The organism is Sphingobacterium rhinopitheci (assembly GCF_022627575.1).
GTDB classification, from domain to species: domain Bacteria; phylum Bacteroidota; class Bacteroidia; order Sphingobacteriales; family Sphingobacteriaceae; genus Sphingobacterium; species Sphingobacterium rhinopitheci.
In genome coordinates, this window is sequence record NZ_JADEYQ010000002.1 from 230545 (window position 1) to 246889 (window position 16345).

Genomic DNA, 16345 nt, shown 5'->3' on the forward strand with positions numbered 1-16345 from the left:
TGAAGAATTAAACAAATTAAAAGCGGAATACGAAAAAAGAAGCTTAACATTTGAAAAGATAGATACTATTATCAAAGACAGTGTATTAGACAAAAAAATGAATAACACAAAGATATTAGTGATTGACAACTACGATTCTTTCACCTACAATCTTGTACATCTATTGCAAGAATTAGGACAAGACTATGAAGTAGTGCGCAATGATAAATTTGATATTGATTACGTCGACAAATTTGATAAAATCCTCCTATCACCAGGTCCAGGTATCCCTGAGGAAGCAGGCTTGTTGATGGATGTAATCCGTAGATATGCACCTACAAAAAGTATATTAGGTATCTGCCTAGGGCAACAAGCAATAGCAGAGGTATTTGGCGGTAAATTATTTAACCTCCCAAAACCATTGCATGGCGTATCTTCGGGTATCATCGTAACAGACAAAAAAGAAAAATTGTTCCAAGAATTCCCTGCAGACTCCAAGATCGGAAGGTACCATTCGTGGGCCGTTGAAGCAGACAGCTTACCTACATGTATCAAAGTAACAGCCGTAGATGAGAATGGAATAATAATGGCTATCGCACATACTGAATATGATGTTAGAGCGATGCAATTTCATCCGGAATCCGTGCTAACCGACAATGGTAAATTACTAATCGCCAACTGGTTAAAATAAAACCAGCTAAAAGAAAAATGTAACATGACGATCTTAGATAAAATAGTAGAAAAGAAAAAAATTGAGGTAGCAGAAGCTAAAACTAAAGTTTCACTTACGGAGTTGGAGCAATATCCTTTGTTTAACAGAACTTGTTATTCACTAAAAGATTCCATATTACATCCACAACGTACAGGTATCATAGCCGAATTTAAAAGAGCTTCACCCTCAAAAGGGTTGATAAACGGTACGTCTTCCGTCCAAGATGTTGTCAAAGGCTACCAAGATGCAGGTGCATCAGCAATATCGGTATTGACAGATCCTGACTTTTTCCAAGGATCATTAGCGGATATTACAGCGGCACGTGAGGTATTAACAATACCTTTACTACGCAAAGAATTTATTGTCGACAGGTACCAAATTGCGGAAGCAAAAGCATATGGTGCAGATATCATCCTACTTATCGCAGCATGCCTTAGTCCAGAAGAAATAGAAGAATTTTCTTCCTATGCCAAATCTTTAGGGCTTAATGTACTCTTGGAGGTACATAACGAAGAAGAACTAGTAGCGAACATATTTGACACTATAGATGCCATAGGTGTAAACAACCGAAATTTGAAAGATTTCACTGTTTCGCTAGATCATTCTTATGACCTCGTAAACAAAATCCCTAACAGCTATATCAAAGTGTCCGAAAGTGGTATTTCTGACCCACAAACAATAAAAGATTTAAAAAGCAAAGGCTTTGATAGTTTCTTAATCGGTGAAAACTTTATGAAAACAGCAGATCCTGCAACAGCAATTAAAGAATTTGTTGCCCTAATAAATGCTTAGCAAGAAGAAGTCACCTAAAAAATTTACATAAGGGCTAACGTAATTAAATTAGCCCTTTTAACCTAACAAAAGACGACTAAGTCGTAGGTACTAATTTGAGCGTACCAGCATCATTCGTAAAATATCCTTTTGTATATGCACCCACAGGGTCTATATATTTCAACTCTTTGAACTTAACTCCTTTTAAATCATACTCTTTATAAAAACTCAATCCTGCCGGCGTATAGCGGTAAGCATAAATATCATTGGCACCAGCAACTCTTAGCGCTCTTTTTGATAAAGAATTAATAAAAGATGCTTGAATAGTTTCTGTACCTACTTCAAAATTATATCCAGCAAAAGGATGAAACTTTGCGACAGCCTCCCTATAAGATCCAACAATAGTCGCAGATTCACTAGATAGAATAGGAGTCATAACCAGATTATTATAGGACTTCCTACCATTTAAAATAATTGAATCAACGGATACTTTGGAAAGAAGGAAATCATATTCACCTTTCATTCCCTCATTAGTGGATCCGATGCCTACGCTAAAAAAATTAGGTAGTTGGTAGGAGGCATTTCTATTAAAATAACCAGGTAAAGAAAAATAATGAAAAATAGAATTAAAAGTATCAAATGTTAATATCGGCCCTGCACCAGGAGACACTATATAGGTGCTTGTTTGCGCCTCTTTTGTTGTGAAGTCACCTTCGACAACAACCTCTACATTATTAATAAATCTCGCAAACATAGTATAACCTCCAAACTCTAAATCATTGCTCGGAAAATACGCTATCATCCAGCCCGCTTGATTGCCCTGCAATATTTCATAAGAATTGTTCACGGACGAATTTAGACGTACTGTAGGACTATCGCTAAACACCTTATCTCTTTTTTTATCACAACTGATTAACATCGATAAAATAGATACTATTACAATAAAAAAATTCACTTTCATAATATGTTAATTTAATGTTGTTTGATCAAACACCGCCAAAGTACTGTACTTCGCTAATATTGAAGTTCTTAACAAATCAATATCAACTCCCCATTCAGCGCTCATATACGACCTTATAACAGCAAGCTTTGATAAAATAAGCGCTTTCCCAGAAGAATTCAGTCCATCTTGGTTAATCAGCCGTTCAAACTCCTCCGGAGTACTCGTTACATAAATAGAGTATACTTCAGCAAAATCCTCTTTATCAGATTTTGCTGAATAACTAGAAATGAAACCATCCACCACAGATTCACGGGAGCTTCGATATTTAGCACTCCACTCGTCTTCAACGTAATTGGGTCCTGATATCGCTCTAAAACTATTAGGATAAGGTTTATTCTGATTTAATATATGTTGAAACTCATGGTGTATAGTTTTAAAAAAATATAAATTTAGAAATACGGGATCAGCACCATTTGTTTCATTCAATTCTAATAAATTATATAGATTCACCTTTGTCCCAGACTCTGCTGTACCTAAGACGATAGTACCATTAGGCTGGACAGGTACCGACCCTATGTAAGCAATAATCTTTGGGAAATTATCTCGTAAAAACTGCTTACTCCCTGTAACTTCTGTATAAGGCTCCATTGCAGCGTACAACATAAGTTTTGTAAGCCTGACAGATGATTCATATGGAGCAGGTACTAGCCGATAGGCTAAGTTAGATTCCCTATCTACATATTTGTACAGCACTTCTATATTATAGGGCTGTAGATAATTGTTTTCTAAATAAATATCTAAGGGATTCTTAGGAATAGTCGTATCTAAAAATACACTATTAGCTAGCTTTTCTTCTTTACTACAAGCAAGGAATAGTAGCCCTAAAAATACGAATAGCGTTACTGCTTTTATATACTTTTTCATGTTATCTAGGATTAGGAGTTAAACCAGCACTTATCACATCTTGAGGCAACTGCAAAGCCCTACGGGCATCGCGGACTACTAATGTATTATCTGTAACGGTATACCCAGCATTCAAATTACTAACTGTCGCTGGTGCTTCACGCCTCGTAATCTCTATACCATACCGTTTAACATCAAACCAACGCATACCTGTGAAAAGAAACTGGATTCTTCGTAAGGATAAAATCGCATGAATCATATTCTCCTGCGTTCCTTGTTCAATAATAAATTCAGGGTTCAAGTGCTTCTTTGGCGTTGGATTTATGGGCTCGAAATAAGCGAATGAATTGGCCCAATTATTTACGGACTCCAGCGTCATTACACTTGGATTTACGAGGGTATTATTTTGAGCATGAATATTCATATCTACTAATGCTGCCGTATAATTTTTTAAATGAATATTAGCTTCTGCTCTATTCAATAAAGCTTCTTCGGAGGTTATTGATGCATATATTGCTTTTCTTAAACCTGTTCCCGCTATGACATCCGTTGTCGCAAACATATAACCAACCCGTGGCAATAGCACTTTGTTAATGGTAGTACTTGCATAGGTCGATGCTCTAATTCTATAACCTCGAGTAGAAGTCGTCTGCCCATAGGGCTGCCTTGCAAAAACTGTTTCCATCCTACTAATTGCGCCAGCATGAGCAATACGATTACTCACTGAATAGCCACCAAATACACGTCCACTTATAGATGTAGATGTAGATATCAAAAAATTTGCTTTTATAGTGCTAGCGTTATACTCACGTATCAAATTCGCATAAGTAGCTGAAAAAGAAGCAATCGTCGTGTAATCGCGTAAAGTAGTATTGGGATTGTCACCCAAAGCAATATTTGCGTATTCTATAACTTTCGGCCAATTTTCCATAAATAAAGCAACTCTAGATGCAAATGTATAAGCTGCTTCCTTATTAAAATGATATTTACTAACACTAGAATTGGCATATAAAGCATCATCAATCAGAGGCAATCCTTCTTCTAAATCCTTAAAGATTAAACGGTAAACTTCCGCAACAGTATGACGTGTATATTTTGGATTCAGCGTTGTTTCGCGAGTATCCATATAGGTAATTCCTAAATCTGTAGAGGAATATTTTTCCGCATAATTATGGGCAAAAATATTCACAAGAATCCAATGACTATATGCGCGAGCCACTAAAGCCTCACCTTTCTCTGCTGATAGCGATAGTGGATCACCAGCCTCTTCGATCGCTTCCAATGCCGTATTTGCACTAGAAATTGCACTATAACAGCCAATCCATATACGACCGACATCATCATTATTTGAATCCTTAGAGTCGTTCCATTTATACAGTTCTTCCACAAAGCGTGAATAATCAGTATAAAAAGGGCCTACATCATCTACATTATCTGAAGAAATTTCTGTAGCCATTAGGTAGGAATTCGCGGGATAGGCACTTACTAAAATGCGTTTTATTTTGTCGTTGCTATTTAACTCTGCTCTATTATCAGGAAGCTCTTCTAAATATTTTTCACAAGACAGTAACCCTAGTAGCATGATGAGGGATAGTACTCTATATATAATTAATCTTTTCATAATCGTTTAATTTAAAAGCCTATTTTTAACGTTAATGTATACTGTCGAGAGATCGGTAGAGCCACACCACCAGAATTTACAAATTCAGGATCTTGGCCATTTAACTTCTTATCAGCATATATCAACCATGGATTAATAACATTGAGCCTAAGCCCGAGGTTAGCCATTTTCATTCTCTTCACCACATTATTAGGGACTTCATAGGTCAAAGAGATATCCTTAAGACGTACAAAATCACCTTTAGCAATCCGCTCCGTTGAATAGTTAAAAGCATTGTAAGCATACCTATACTGACTATCATTACGGATAAATCGAGAATCTAAAATGACGGGGAAGTTCGTTATATTTTCATCCCCAGGTAAATTCCACGAATCTGTCAATTCACGAGCAGTAGCATCCAAATCGGTATATCCTGTCTTAAATGCAGGGTCTAAGCGCACTACATTACCAAATGAATAGGTTATGAAAACATTCAATTTAAAATTTTTATAAGAGAATATATTCCCAAAACTACCTTGATCAGTAGGTTCTGTTGATCCTTCATAGGTTAAGAAATCCAAATCCGTTCTACTTTGAAAATTAACCCCCGTTATTGTTTCCTCTCCTCCTATGTATCGAAACACAGGCAATCCATTTTCATTAATCCTACTAAACGGAATAGAAAATAAGGACCGTACAGGATAGCCCTCTAAAGCAAAACCAGTACCTGTAATTAAATCACTAACACGGCTCCTATTGATCATCATAGTAACTCTATTTTTTGCTTTCGTATATATAAAATTAGAAACCCAAGAAAAATTATCATTTTTAAGAACTGTACCTGCTAGGCTAAGTTCAAAACCACTAGAGGTCATCGCAGCAACATTACCAAATTTAATGATCTCACCCCCCAATCCTTGGGTATTAACACTACCGATAAGATCCGATTGCTTACGAGAATAGAAATCGGCATCTACAGATATCCTATTGTTTAAGATAGCAACATTCATCCCTACATTGAATTCATGTTTTTTCTCAAATGTAAGCTCCGAGTTTTCTAAATTAGAAATGCCCAAGCCTGTTTCATTATCTAATGTATTAGGTCGCCAGGGATTAAAACTTCTAATTATAATCTTGGAATTAGTAATGCTGGAAGGCCCTCTATCCCCCGTCAAACTATAGGAGGACTTAAAAGCTAGATTACTAATTGCTGTTTCCCAATTTTTAAAAAAGGCCTCTTGACTTACAGTCCACAATCCGGCTATATTCCATGTAGGTAGCCAACGCGCAGATCGTGAACGCCCCAAACGATTTGTTCCCTCATAACGCACCGTACCATTAACAGTATACCTATTATCGTAGGTATAATTGGCCAATCCATAAAAAGCAGCCTGTCGACTTCTTGTATTACTAACCTCGTAATATTGAAGCCCTTGTTCTTGATTATTTTTAAACAAACGATAATCTACAAAAGGAATCTCACCCAAGTCATACTGTAAACCCCAGCCTCGAAACCAATTATAATTGCGATCTACAGCATTCAACTCTGCTCCAGTAAATGCATATATTTTATGAACATCAGCGAATATTTTGTCAAATGCTGCAGTAAAACGAAAATCCCTAGTTAATATTTGATAATCTGTACGATTATAGATCCCTCCACTAGGTAGGATGGTACCAGGTACAGCATATTGATCGGAAGGATCTTTATACAGCAATGGGTTACTATCCCGTACAAATGTAGTTGGCATCGCACGATAGGCTAAAGCCTGATTAGACTGATCCTTTATATAATGTTGCTGTCCAGACTGTTGAAACCGAGATGCCCCCATAAGACTTAATTCCAATGGCTTTATAGGTTTCCATTTCAATTCACCTTGAAATTTTATTTCTGCAACATTTAAATTTATATAATTGTTATCCAACTCCTTGAAGATATTAAACGGAGCATAATTGCGTGTATAAAATTCAGTAGCATCTAATGTCCTTGAGCTATTCAAGGCATAGGAATACGGATTTATATCAAAATCACGTTTTACTTCTTGGCGTACTCTATCTACACTTTGAGTCAATGTACCTGGCGCTTCTTGATTACGATAGGAGCCATTAGTTCTCATATTCAAAGTCAGGTTATCAAATAATTTAAAAGAGGAATTAAAATTCCCTGTATATCTTTTAACAGCAGATTTTTTAGACCAACCATCGTCAAATACACCACTTATAGAAGTGTAATATTGTGCACGATCAGTACCTGAAGATAAACTTACAGAGTGATTTTGCATTACCGTCCTGCTAAACAATTGATCAAACCAATCTGTATTTCGATATTCAGCTTGACGTAAATACACATTTCTCGCTTCAGGAGAATTTTCCAAAGTACCGTTTTTAATCAACTCGTACATCTTACCATAAACACCTGATTCTGACCTATTAGCAACATTAGCCATAGTCAACCAACCCCTTTGCTCCAATACTTGATAAAAAGCCATCTGCTCTTGAGAATTCATAATATTGAAATTGGAATAGGAAGGGATATCTCTCATCGTAAATTCACCTACATAATTAGCTGTACTTCGCCCTGAGTATCCTTTTTTCGTCGTTATCACGATTACACCACCATTGGCTCTAGCGCCATAAATGGAAGTTGCAGAGCCATCCTTCAAAACCGTAAACGACTCAATATCATTCGCATTCAAACCCGCAACCGCCGAGCTAATTAATGTCAAAGCATCACCTGAGGATAAAGCATCAGATGAAACATCTGCAACATCCTCCATAATAACCCCATCAATCACCCACAATGGCTTAGAATTTCCATATATTGATGTTGCGCCACGAATTCTTATTTTTGGTGCCGTACCAAATGTTCCGGATTGATTTTGCACTGTAACCCCAGCGACACGCCCCTCTAAAGACCGCGAAGGATCAGGCAATCCACCTAACTCAATATCTTTCATCTCTACCCGAGAAGTAGCCCCCGTAAAAGTTCTCTTATCTATTTGGGCGCCAATACCCATAACCACCACTTCATCAATTTCACTCTGTATAGGATTTAAAAAAACATTCAATAAATCAGGGGATGCTATTACTCGCTCACTGTCTATATAACCTACCGATTTAAACAATAACGTATTTCCAATCGATGCATTAATAGAAAAAGAACCATTTAGCTCCGAAATATGTCTAATATTTGTTCCTTTGATAGAAATCGTTACGCCAGATAACGGAAGTCCATTAGCATCATAAACTTTACCTTTAATTTCTACCTGAGCATATAATACAGTCATGGACATGCATAAGCAGATGATAAAAGGTATAATTATTTTCTCTCTCATATATGATATAATTAGTGTAGTCAAAATGGCATGAACAAAACTTAAGTGAAATAAAAACACCTTAAAGGATAAAGCGAGAAATATACATGAACAAAATAGACAACATGTACATTTATAAGATATTTATATTCATAAAGGTTAATTTTACAAAACCGAAGCACAAATATGGGAAAATAAATTAACCTATTCAAATAAAAAGTTAACACAGCATTAATTTCACCCATTTCTAAGCAATGTCGTTAGTATAACACGCAGCAATGCTTTGTTCATTCTCCTGTAGAGATAAAAACTATGAAAAAAATTTTCCGTACTTTTGCAGTAATTATGTCTGTAAAAATTGGTGAAAATATTGATTTAGGGGAGTTCCCTTTATTACTAGCTCCTATGGAAGATGTATCTGATCCTCCATTCCGTTATGTATGTAAGCAAAATGGAGTTGATTTGATGTACACAGAATTTATTTCTTCTGAGGGATTGATTCGTGATGCAGCAAAGTCCTTGCAAAAATTAGATATCTTCGAATACGAAAGACCCATCGGAATACAAATATTCGGTGGTGACATTGAGAGTATGCGTCAATCATCAGAAATATGCTCTGCCGCAAAACCCGATTTAATAGATATCAACTATGGCTGTCCTGTTAAAAAAGTAGTATGCAAAGGCGCCGGGTCTTCCTTACTACAAGATATCGATAAGATGGTTGCTATGACTAAAGCGGTCGTAGAAGCGACCAACCTACCGGTTACTGTTAAAACAAGACTAGGATGGGATGATAATACCAAGAATGTATATGAAGTAGCTGAACGCTTACAAGACGCAGGTATTAAAGCACTTGCGATACATGGACGTACGAGAGCACAACTATACAAAGGTCAGGCTGACTGGAGCATGATCCGCGACGTAAAGCAAAATCCACGTATCAAGATTCCTATTTTTGGAAATGGCGATGTAGATTCTGTCGATAAAGCTGCCGCATGGCGACAAGAATACCAAGTAGACGGCATCATGATTGGCCGTGCAGCAATTGGTTACCCTTGGATTTTTAGAGAAATTAAACACTTTTTCGCCACAGGAGAGCGTCTCGCCGGACCTACAATAGCAGAGCGTGTAGATGTTTGTAAAACACACCTTATCAAATCTATTGAATGGAAAGGTGATAAAACTGGTGTTTTTGAGATGCGCAGACATTATGCCAACTACTTCAAAGGAATTCCCAACTTCAAAGAAAATAGAATGAAGCTTGTAGGATTAAACAATTATGAAGACATCCTCGAAGTATTAGAAGATATAAAACACTCCTTCGTGGAGGAATTAACTTAATAAAAAATGCGACCTTTTCGAGGGTCGCATTTTTTATTATCTAGACTATTGTCTTTTCAAAATTCGCATCACTTCATTCTTTTCTTTATAAAACACCAAGACAAGAAATGCTATAAATAAAGCATTACCAATCCAAGCATTCATATCAAAGACATAAAATATCAATCCCGATATAATCACTCCTACAAACAAATAACTTAAATTCTTAGCTACATGATATGGAATAGGATAATTCTTCTGTCCCCATATAAAAGACAATAATACCATCACTAGATAGGCTGCGGTGGTAGAAAGTGCCGCACCAACGTAAGAATAGCTAGGAATAAACAACAAATTGAAGATGATAGTTAGGATGGCCCCTATTCCTGAGATATACAAAGCATAACGCGTTTGATCAGACAACTTATACCATACTGTTAAGTTCATATAAATCCCCAAAAGGACATTATTGAGCAATAAAACAGGAAGAATATACAAGCCAGCCCAATAAGCATCTTGATTAACTCCTTTTCCAGCGATAAAATATTTCAACCAATCTATATTAGCACTTATCCCGACCATCACTACAACCATGATAATGATAAAATAATCCATTATCATCGCGTAGGTCTTCCCTGCATTTTTGTCCTTAGCATTGGAAAAAAAGAAAGGCTCCACGCCTAAACGAAATGCCGTAACGAAAAGATTAAGAAACACAGCTAACTTTGCTACAGCACCATATATTCCCAATTCCATTTCGCCTACTTTGCCAGGGATCAATCGTGGAAACATCATTTTATCCAAATGCTCATTAATAATAAAAGATATATTGGCTACAAAAATAGGCAAGCTATAAGCCAACATTGCCTTCATCAGCTTCTTATCTACAGAAAGTCTAAATTTTAATAATTGGGGTACCAATAATATAAGTGTCACCAAGCTAGCGATAAGATTGGCAATAAACACATTACCTAACCAACCTTCACGAAACCAACCCGCAGCGAAATGTGACCAAAACTGGTATCTCTCTATCAAGGATGGCAGCCAAAACAATAAAAATAGATTTGTAAAAACAAGTACAAAGATATTAACAAGCTTCACAAAACTATACCGAATAGGCCTTCCTTCGGCCCTCAATTTCACAAAAGGCACGACAGATAAAGCATCTGCCGATAAGATGACAGCAAAATACTTAACAAAAGAAATATATTCAGAAAGATCAGTAGTAGCCTCCCCCTGCGCTAACCATAATGCGATAGGATCTAAAAATAAAAATACAGTTACCAGGAATAATATCGTTGTGAACAGGGTAACGACAAAACTATTATTAGCGACTTTGCTCTTATCCTGAGGATCTACTTTATTTAAATACCTAAAATAAGTAGTTTCCATACCAAATGCTAGGAGTGCATTGATCAGTGCAGCATACGAGTAAACATTAGTGAAAACACCATAAACAGAGGTGTTTGTAAAACTACGTGTATAGATTGGGGTCATTACGAACCCAATCATACGTGTAACTACAGTCGTAAAACCATAGATAATAGTATCGCTGATTAATTTTTTAATTTTAGACACGTAGGCAATTATTTTAGTCGTTTTAAAACTTCAAAATTTTTAAAGTTTTTCATTTCGTTAGATTTCTGAACCTCAAGGCCACTGACTTCAGCACGATCAGGTCCTTGCTCACAAAACTCGACTAAGGATGCTAAAGCAAAATCATTGCCTTCGGCTTCCATATAAAGAGAGCCATCGGGTTGGTTTATCACAAACCCCTTCACTCCAAGTTGATCCGCTACCGCCTTTGTAGTAGCTCTAAACGAAACCTTCTGTACTTTGCCTCGTACCAATATATTCCAATGATTCATTGAAACAAATGTAAGGAATAATTACATTTAGACAATACGTTCTACTTCAACATTTTCGTTGATTTTCAACATAGTCATGCCTTTCAACAATACCAATCCCGGTTTTTTGCCTACTTCCAAGGAACCTAACTCAGCATCTAAGCCCAAAGCTTTAGCACCATTAAGGGTTGCCCATTTGATGGTAGTTATAAAATCAAGATCTTTGAATTGAGCATGTATTACTTTCAATTCATCAAGTATACTCAAGGTATCATTGGAAGCAAAGCTATCCGTACCTATCGCTATATTGTCTAAGTGCTCTGATAATATATTTATTTTAGGAAGAGTTCCCTCAATATAAAGATTTGCTTTTGGACAAAGACACATTACAACATCTCTCCCCATTCGATTAATAAAATCCAAGTCTTTAAGAGACGTAAATGTATTATGCACCAAAATACATTTATTATTTAATGGTAAATACGAAAGGTATGATTGTATAGAATTTCTAGCTTGTGCTTTAAAAAAGTCTAAATTCAACCCCATTCTATCGTAGAAATCTATAAAATCACCTGTTTTATAACGGAAGAACTTATTCTCTTCTTCACTTTCTTGATTGTGAATAGAGATAATATTATTATCTGTGGTAGATTTTTTTAAATATTTAAATATTGCTTTAGAGCACGAGTAAGGTGCGTGAGGTGTAATAGATGAATGTTGACTATCAAAATAAAATTCTATTTCTTTAGCATTATCAATTTTTGCTACAGCATCCTCATCCTTAAAACCAATAATTTCTACAAAAGTGTGGTATTTAATTTTACTTTCAGATTTAATAGTTGCCGAAACGGCAGAATTAACATGATCACCAACCGCTTGAATACCATTATTAAACATCAAGGTATCAGCTGCAAACATTGCTTGGTTAACATCATCAGGATTTGTAGGCGTACGATTATTAAGTACTTCACCAATAAAATTTACTAAGCCTGTTTCTTTAGCTATAAGGCCTTTCATGTGAGAAAGTTCTAAATGACAATGTGTATTGATAAACCCAGGAATCAACACGCCATCTAAGACTTCAATTTCCACATCCTTCGGCGCAGACAAAACATCATATACACCACAAATACTTCCATCATCATCAATTGCAATCACTCCGTTTTTAATTGGGTACGAAGAGACTGGAATAATATATTCAGCCGAAAAATAACGCATCATCATTAAAAAAATCTTGTTAGTGTGTGTGTTATTAGAGTTAATAGTGTCTCTAATAAATAAATTCTTATCCAATTAACTAAAAAAAGTAATCAGAACAATTATTATCGACAAGGTAAGAATAAAAAATATAATAATTAAAAAAGTTAAAAATAAAATAATATGTTTGTGTATCGATTAGGGGTGCCTTGTCATAGTACACAAACCAAGGCTGAGATTATACCCTGTTTTACAGTTGTAAAACATACCTGATCTGGGTAATGCCAGCGTAGGGAAGGGCGGTTAAATGCACAACTATTGTAACCCCTTGCAGTAGTATATTTAACTCAAATTAATTAATTTTTTATGAAAAAGCAAATCTTAATCCTCTGGATTATGTGTTTACTTACAACAATTCTGTATGCGCAAGAAAAAATTACGCTTAAAGTAATTAACAAAAAAATGTCCCCCATACCTGGGGCGACGATCACAGTAGATGGAAAAACAATGCAGAGTGACCAACTCGGCATATTGACGTTTTTATTGATCAATCCCGAACATGCTGAAATAAGCGTGAAGCACATGGGATACCATCCCAAGACTTTCCTATTAGGTAAAACAACAACTGCAGTCACCGTTCAGCTCACAGAGTCATCTATTCAAGCAGACGAAGTATTTGTTTATGCTACTAGAGCGGGTGAAAATTCGGGTACTACCTACAAAAACCTGACAAAGGAAGACCTTCAAAAAAATAACTTAGGCCAAGACATACCTTACTTACTGGATCAAACTCCAGGTGTCGTTGTAGGATCTGATGCTGGTGCCGGAATAGGCTACACGAACATGACTATACGAGGGTCCAATGGTCAACGGATCAATGTAACATTGAATGGTATTCCATTAAATGATGCCGAAAGCATGGGTTCATTTTTTGTCAATCTACCCGACTTCGCCTCGAGCACAGAAAGTATACAAATACAACGTGGAATAGGTACCTCTACCAATGGTGGTGCTGCCTTTGGTGGTTCCATCAACATACAGTCTGATGCCTTAGAAACAGATGGATATGCGGAATTAAACAATACATATGGATCTTATAATACCTGGAAAAACACATTCAAAATAGGATCAGGACTTCTAAACAACAAATTCGCTTTTAATGCCCGCCTATCAAGAATTGTCTCCGATGGCTATATTGACCGTGCCACATCGAATTTAAAATCCTTTTATGTCGATGCAGGATATTATGGCAAGAAGCATCAATTGAAAGCCACTATATTCTCCGGCAAGGAGAAAACGTACCAAGCATGGGATGGTGTACCAGAAGATAAGCTGGAGTCTGACAGAACCTACAATGTATTTACGTATTTAAATCAAACGGATAATTATACACAGACACACCATCACTTACACTACAATTATTTTGCTACAGATAATACAACTTTCAATTTAGCATTACATTATACCAAAGGTGCAGGCTATTATGAAGAATATAAAGCCAAGGAGAAATTTGCTAAATATGGTTTTGCAGACATCAATATTAAAGATTCTATAATCAACACAACAGATCTGATACGTCGCCGATGGTTAGACAATAAATTCTATGGCTTTGTATTCTCTTTAAACCACAAATTCAACAGCAATCAAATGCTGACTATTGGTGGAGCTGCAAATCAATACAAAGGAGATCACTTTGGAGAAGTGATATGGGCACAATATGCTTCAAACAGTGCATTAGGCGACAAATACTATAGCAATGATGCTATAAAAAATGACGCCAATATCTATGGTAAATGGAATGGTTCTTTTGGCAAGTTATATACGTATTTAGATCTACAATACCGTTTTGTAGATTATACTTTTGAAGGATTTGACCACAATAAACAGTTAACAGATGTCAATGTGAAACATCACTTTTTCAACCCCAAAGCAGGACTAACTTATTCCTTAAGTACGGCTTCATCAATCTATACCTCCTATGCATTTGCTAGTAAAGAACCTGTGCGTAATGATTATGTAGAGTCTGCAGCCAACGCGAGACCTACGGCAGAGCGGATGCATAATATAGAAGCAGGATACCGAATTCGTAAAGAAAATCTAAATATAGGTACTAATGTTTATGGTATGTTTTACAAAGATCAGCTAATACTAACAGGAGAAATAAATGATGTAGGTTCAGTACTTCGTGAGAATGTACCGAACAGCTATAGGATCGGTATAGAATTTGATGGTAGCTGGATAGTATCCGATAAATTCACCTGGAATGCTACCGCAGCATTTAGCAGCAATAAAATCAAAAATTATAAAGAATACTTAGGTGTATTGGATGAGAACTGGTCTGATACCGGAGCGCCACAAGTAATAAAAGAATATAATTCGACAACGATTTCTTTTTCACCATCTACGGTATTGTCCAATGAATTTGTGTATGCACTATATAATCCATTTCGCATAAGCCTAACGAGCAAATACGTCTCTCGACAATATTTAGATAATACAGAAGCTAAAGAAAGAAGTATAAATCCATTCTTTGTAAGTAACCTGAGGTTCCTATACAATTTCAGCATATTTGGTATCAAAAACATGGATGCTAATCTAGCCATCAATAATATTTTCAATAAAAAATATGAAACTAATGGCTATACCTATGGCGGAATTGATGCTACAAGTGGGCTAAGATTATATGGCAATGCTTACTATCCACAGGCAACTACTAACTTTTTACTAGGACTAAACGTAAGATTCTAAAAAAGAATCTTCATAATAGCAAACTAAATTTGAGGAAGGGTCACTGAACTATTCTTTTGACCTTTCCTCAATTAAACTCGATATAATATCAACATTATGACACACTGAAACCTGTTGAAGCATCGATATAATATCAACCCTTTGTCATGCTGAAACCTGTTGAAGCATCTAAAAAACAGGCATTAATAAAGCTAGACGGCATACAAAGCCAATGTAAACTTGAAGATTCTTCCTCTCGTCAGAAAGACAAAAAAAAGAAAGACCTGTCATGCTGAAACCTGTTGAAGCATCTAAAAAATAGGCATTAATAAAGATAGATGAAATACAAAGCCAATGTAAACTTCTAGATTCTTCCTTGCGTCAGAAGGACAAAAAAAGAAAGACCTGTCATGCTGAAACTTGTTGAAGCATCTATATAATATAAACCCTATGTCATACTAAAACCTGTTGAAGCATCTAAAAAATATCAACCCTTTGTCATGCTGAACCTGTTGAAGCATCTAAAAATAGGCATCAATAAAGCTAGATGAAACACAACCCCAATATCAACTTCTAGATTCTTCCTCTCGTCAGAAAGACAAAAAAAAGAAAGACCTGGCGTGCTGAAACCTGTTGAAGCATCTAAAAAATAGGTACCAATAAAGCTAGACGGCATACAAAGCCAATGTAAACTTCTAGATTCTTCCTTGCGTCAGAAGGACAAAAAAAAGAAAGACCTGTCATGCTGAAACCTGTTGAAGCATCTATATAATATAAACCCTATGTCATGCTGAACCTGTTGAAGCATCTAAAAATAGGCATCAATAAAGCTAGATGAAACACAACCCTAATGTAAACTTGAAGATTCTTCCTTGCGTCAGAAGGACAAAAAAAAGAAAGACCTGTCATACTGAACCTGTTGAAGCATCTAAAAAATAGGTGCCATCCAAGCCATGAGAATACACAACCCTAATGTAAACTTCTAGATTCTTCCTTGCGTCAGAAGGACAAAAAGATAGAAAGACAAAAAGA

At 36.1% G+C, this 16345-nt stretch carries 11 protein-coding genes; 4 read left to right on the forward strand and 7 right to left on the reverse strand.

Annotation, left to right across the window (positions count from 1 at the left end; genetic code table 11):
- Nucleotides 1-97 precede the first annotated feature (97 nt).
- Nucleotides 98-670 (forward strand): anthranilate synthase component II, encoded by a 573-nt coding sequence (locus IP023_RS03715; protein WP_241789127.1) that lies wholly within the window; start codon nt 98-100, stop codon nt 668-670.
- Between the two features lie 24 nt (nt 671-694).
- Complete coding sequence (gene trpC, locus IP023_RS03720; RefSeq protein WP_241788910.1) at nt 695-1483, forward strand: indole-3-glycerol phosphate synthase TrpC; 789 nt, start codon at nt 695-697, stop codon at nt 1481-1483.
- A 76-nt stretch (nt 1484-1559) separates the two neighbouring features.
- Here trpC and IP023_RS03725 read toward each other — a convergent pair whose 3' ends face one another.
- The 4 genes from IP023_RS03725 to IP023_RS03740 are packed head-to-tail and all read right to left on the reverse strand — an operon-like array spanning nt 1560 to nt 8243.
- Nucleotides 1560-2423, reverse strand: coding sequence for a DUF4302 domain-containing protein (locus IP023_RS03725; RefSeq protein WP_241788911.1), 864 nt, complete (start codon nt 2421-2423; stop codon nt 1560-1562).
- A gap of 6 nt (nt 2424-2429) precedes the next feature.
- Nucleotides 2430-3329: a zinc-binding metallopeptidase gene (locus tag IP023_RS03730; RefSeq protein ID WP_241788912.1), complete on the reverse strand. Its 900-nt coding sequence runs from the start codon at nt 3327-3329 to the stop codon at nt 2430-2432.
- Nucleotide 3330: 1 nt separating this feature from the next.
- Complete coding sequence (locus IP023_RS03735) at nt 3331-4929, reverse strand: RagB/SusD family nutrient uptake outer membrane protein (RefSeq protein ID WP_241788913.1); 1599 nt, start codon at nt 4927-4929, stop codon at nt 3331-3333.
- Between the two features lie 11 nt (nt 4930-4940).
- Entirely contained in the window at nt 4941-8243 is a 3303-nt protein-coding gene (locus IP023_RS03740; protein WP_241788914.1) for a SusC/RagA family TonB-linked outer membrane protein, read from the reverse strand.
- 324 nt (nt 8244-8567) lie between these two features.
- Between IP023_RS03740 and dusB the strand changes: the two genes are divergently transcribed.
- Nucleotides 8568-9563 carry a tRNA dihydrouridine synthase DusB gene (gene dusB, locus IP023_RS03745; protein WP_241789128.1) on the forward strand — a complete coding sequence of 332 codons (996 nt, stop codon included), beginning with the start codon at nt 8568-8570 and terminating at the stop codon, nt 9561-9563.
- A gap of 45 nt (nt 9564-9608) precedes the next feature.
- Here dusB and IP023_RS03750 read toward each other — a convergent pair whose 3' ends face one another.
- The 3 genes from IP023_RS03750 to IP023_RS03760 are packed head-to-tail and all read right to left on the reverse strand — an operon-like array spanning nt 9609 to nt 12613.
- The gene (locus IP023_RS03750; protein ID WP_241788915.1) at nt 9609-11120 is read right to left on the reverse strand and encodes a polysaccharide biosynthesis C-terminal domain-containing protein; all 1512 of its coding nucleotides are present in this window, start codon (nt 11118-11120) and stop codon (nt 9609-9611) included.
- 8 nt (nt 11121-11128) lie between these two features.
- Nucleotides 11129-11410, reverse strand: coding sequence for an acylphosphatase (locus tag IP023_RS03755; protein WP_241788916.1), 282 nt, complete (start codon nt 11408-11410; stop codon nt 11129-11131).
- Between the two features lie 27 nt (nt 11411-11437).
- On the reverse strand, nt 11438-12613 hold the full coding sequence (locus IP023_RS03760) for an amidohydrolase family protein (RefSeq protein ID WP_241788917.1): 1176 nt from the start codon (nt 12611-12613) through the stop codon (nt 11438-11440).
- A 339-nt stretch (nt 12614-12952) separates the two neighbouring features.
- Between IP023_RS03760 and IP023_RS03765 the strand changes: the two genes are divergently transcribed.
- Nucleotides 12953-15334: a TonB-dependent receptor gene (locus tag IP023_RS03765; RefSeq protein ID WP_241788918.1), complete on the forward strand. Its 2382-nt coding sequence runs from the start codon at nt 12953-12955 to the stop codon at nt 15332-15334.
- The last annotated feature ends 1011 nt before the right edge of the window (nt 15335-16345 follow it).

Coding starts and splice junctions, on each gene's coding strand:
- IP023_RS03715 (WP_241789127.1), top strand. CDS start 98: ATGAATAACACAAAGATATTAGTGATTGACAACTACGATTCTTTCACC.
- trpC (WP_241788910.1), top strand. CDS start 695: ATGACGATCTTAGATAAAATAGTAGAAAAGAAAAAAATTGAGGTAGCA.
- IP023_RS03725 (WP_241788911.1), bottom strand. CDS start 2,423: ATGAAAGTGAATTTTTTTATTGTAATAGTATCTATTTTATCGATGTTA.
- IP023_RS03730 (WP_241788912.1), bottom strand. CDS start 3,329: ATGAAAAAGTATATAAAAGCAGTAACGCTATTCGTATTTTTAGGGCTA.
- IP023_RS03735 (WP_241788913.1), bottom strand. CDS start 4,929: ATGAAAAGATTAATTATATATAGAGTACTATCCCTCATCATGCTACTA.
- IP023_RS03740 (WP_241788914.1), bottom strand. CDS start 8,243: ATGAGAGAGAAAATAATTATACCTTTTATCATCTGCTTATGCATGTCC.
- dusB (WP_241789128.1), top strand. CDS start 8,568: ATGTCTGTAAAAATTGGTGAAAATATTGATTTAGGGGAGTTCCCTTTA.
- IP023_RS03755 (WP_241788916.1), bottom strand. CDS start 11,410: ATGAATCATTGGAATATATTGGTACGAGGCAAAGTACAGAAGGTTTCG.
- IP023_RS03760 (WP_241788917.1), bottom strand. CDS start 12,613: ATGATGATGCGTTATTTTTCGGCTGAATATATTATTCCAGTCTCTTCG.
- IP023_RS03765 (WP_241788918.1), top strand. CDS start 12,953: ATGAAAAAGCAAATCTTAATCCTCTGGATTATGTGTTTACTTACAACA.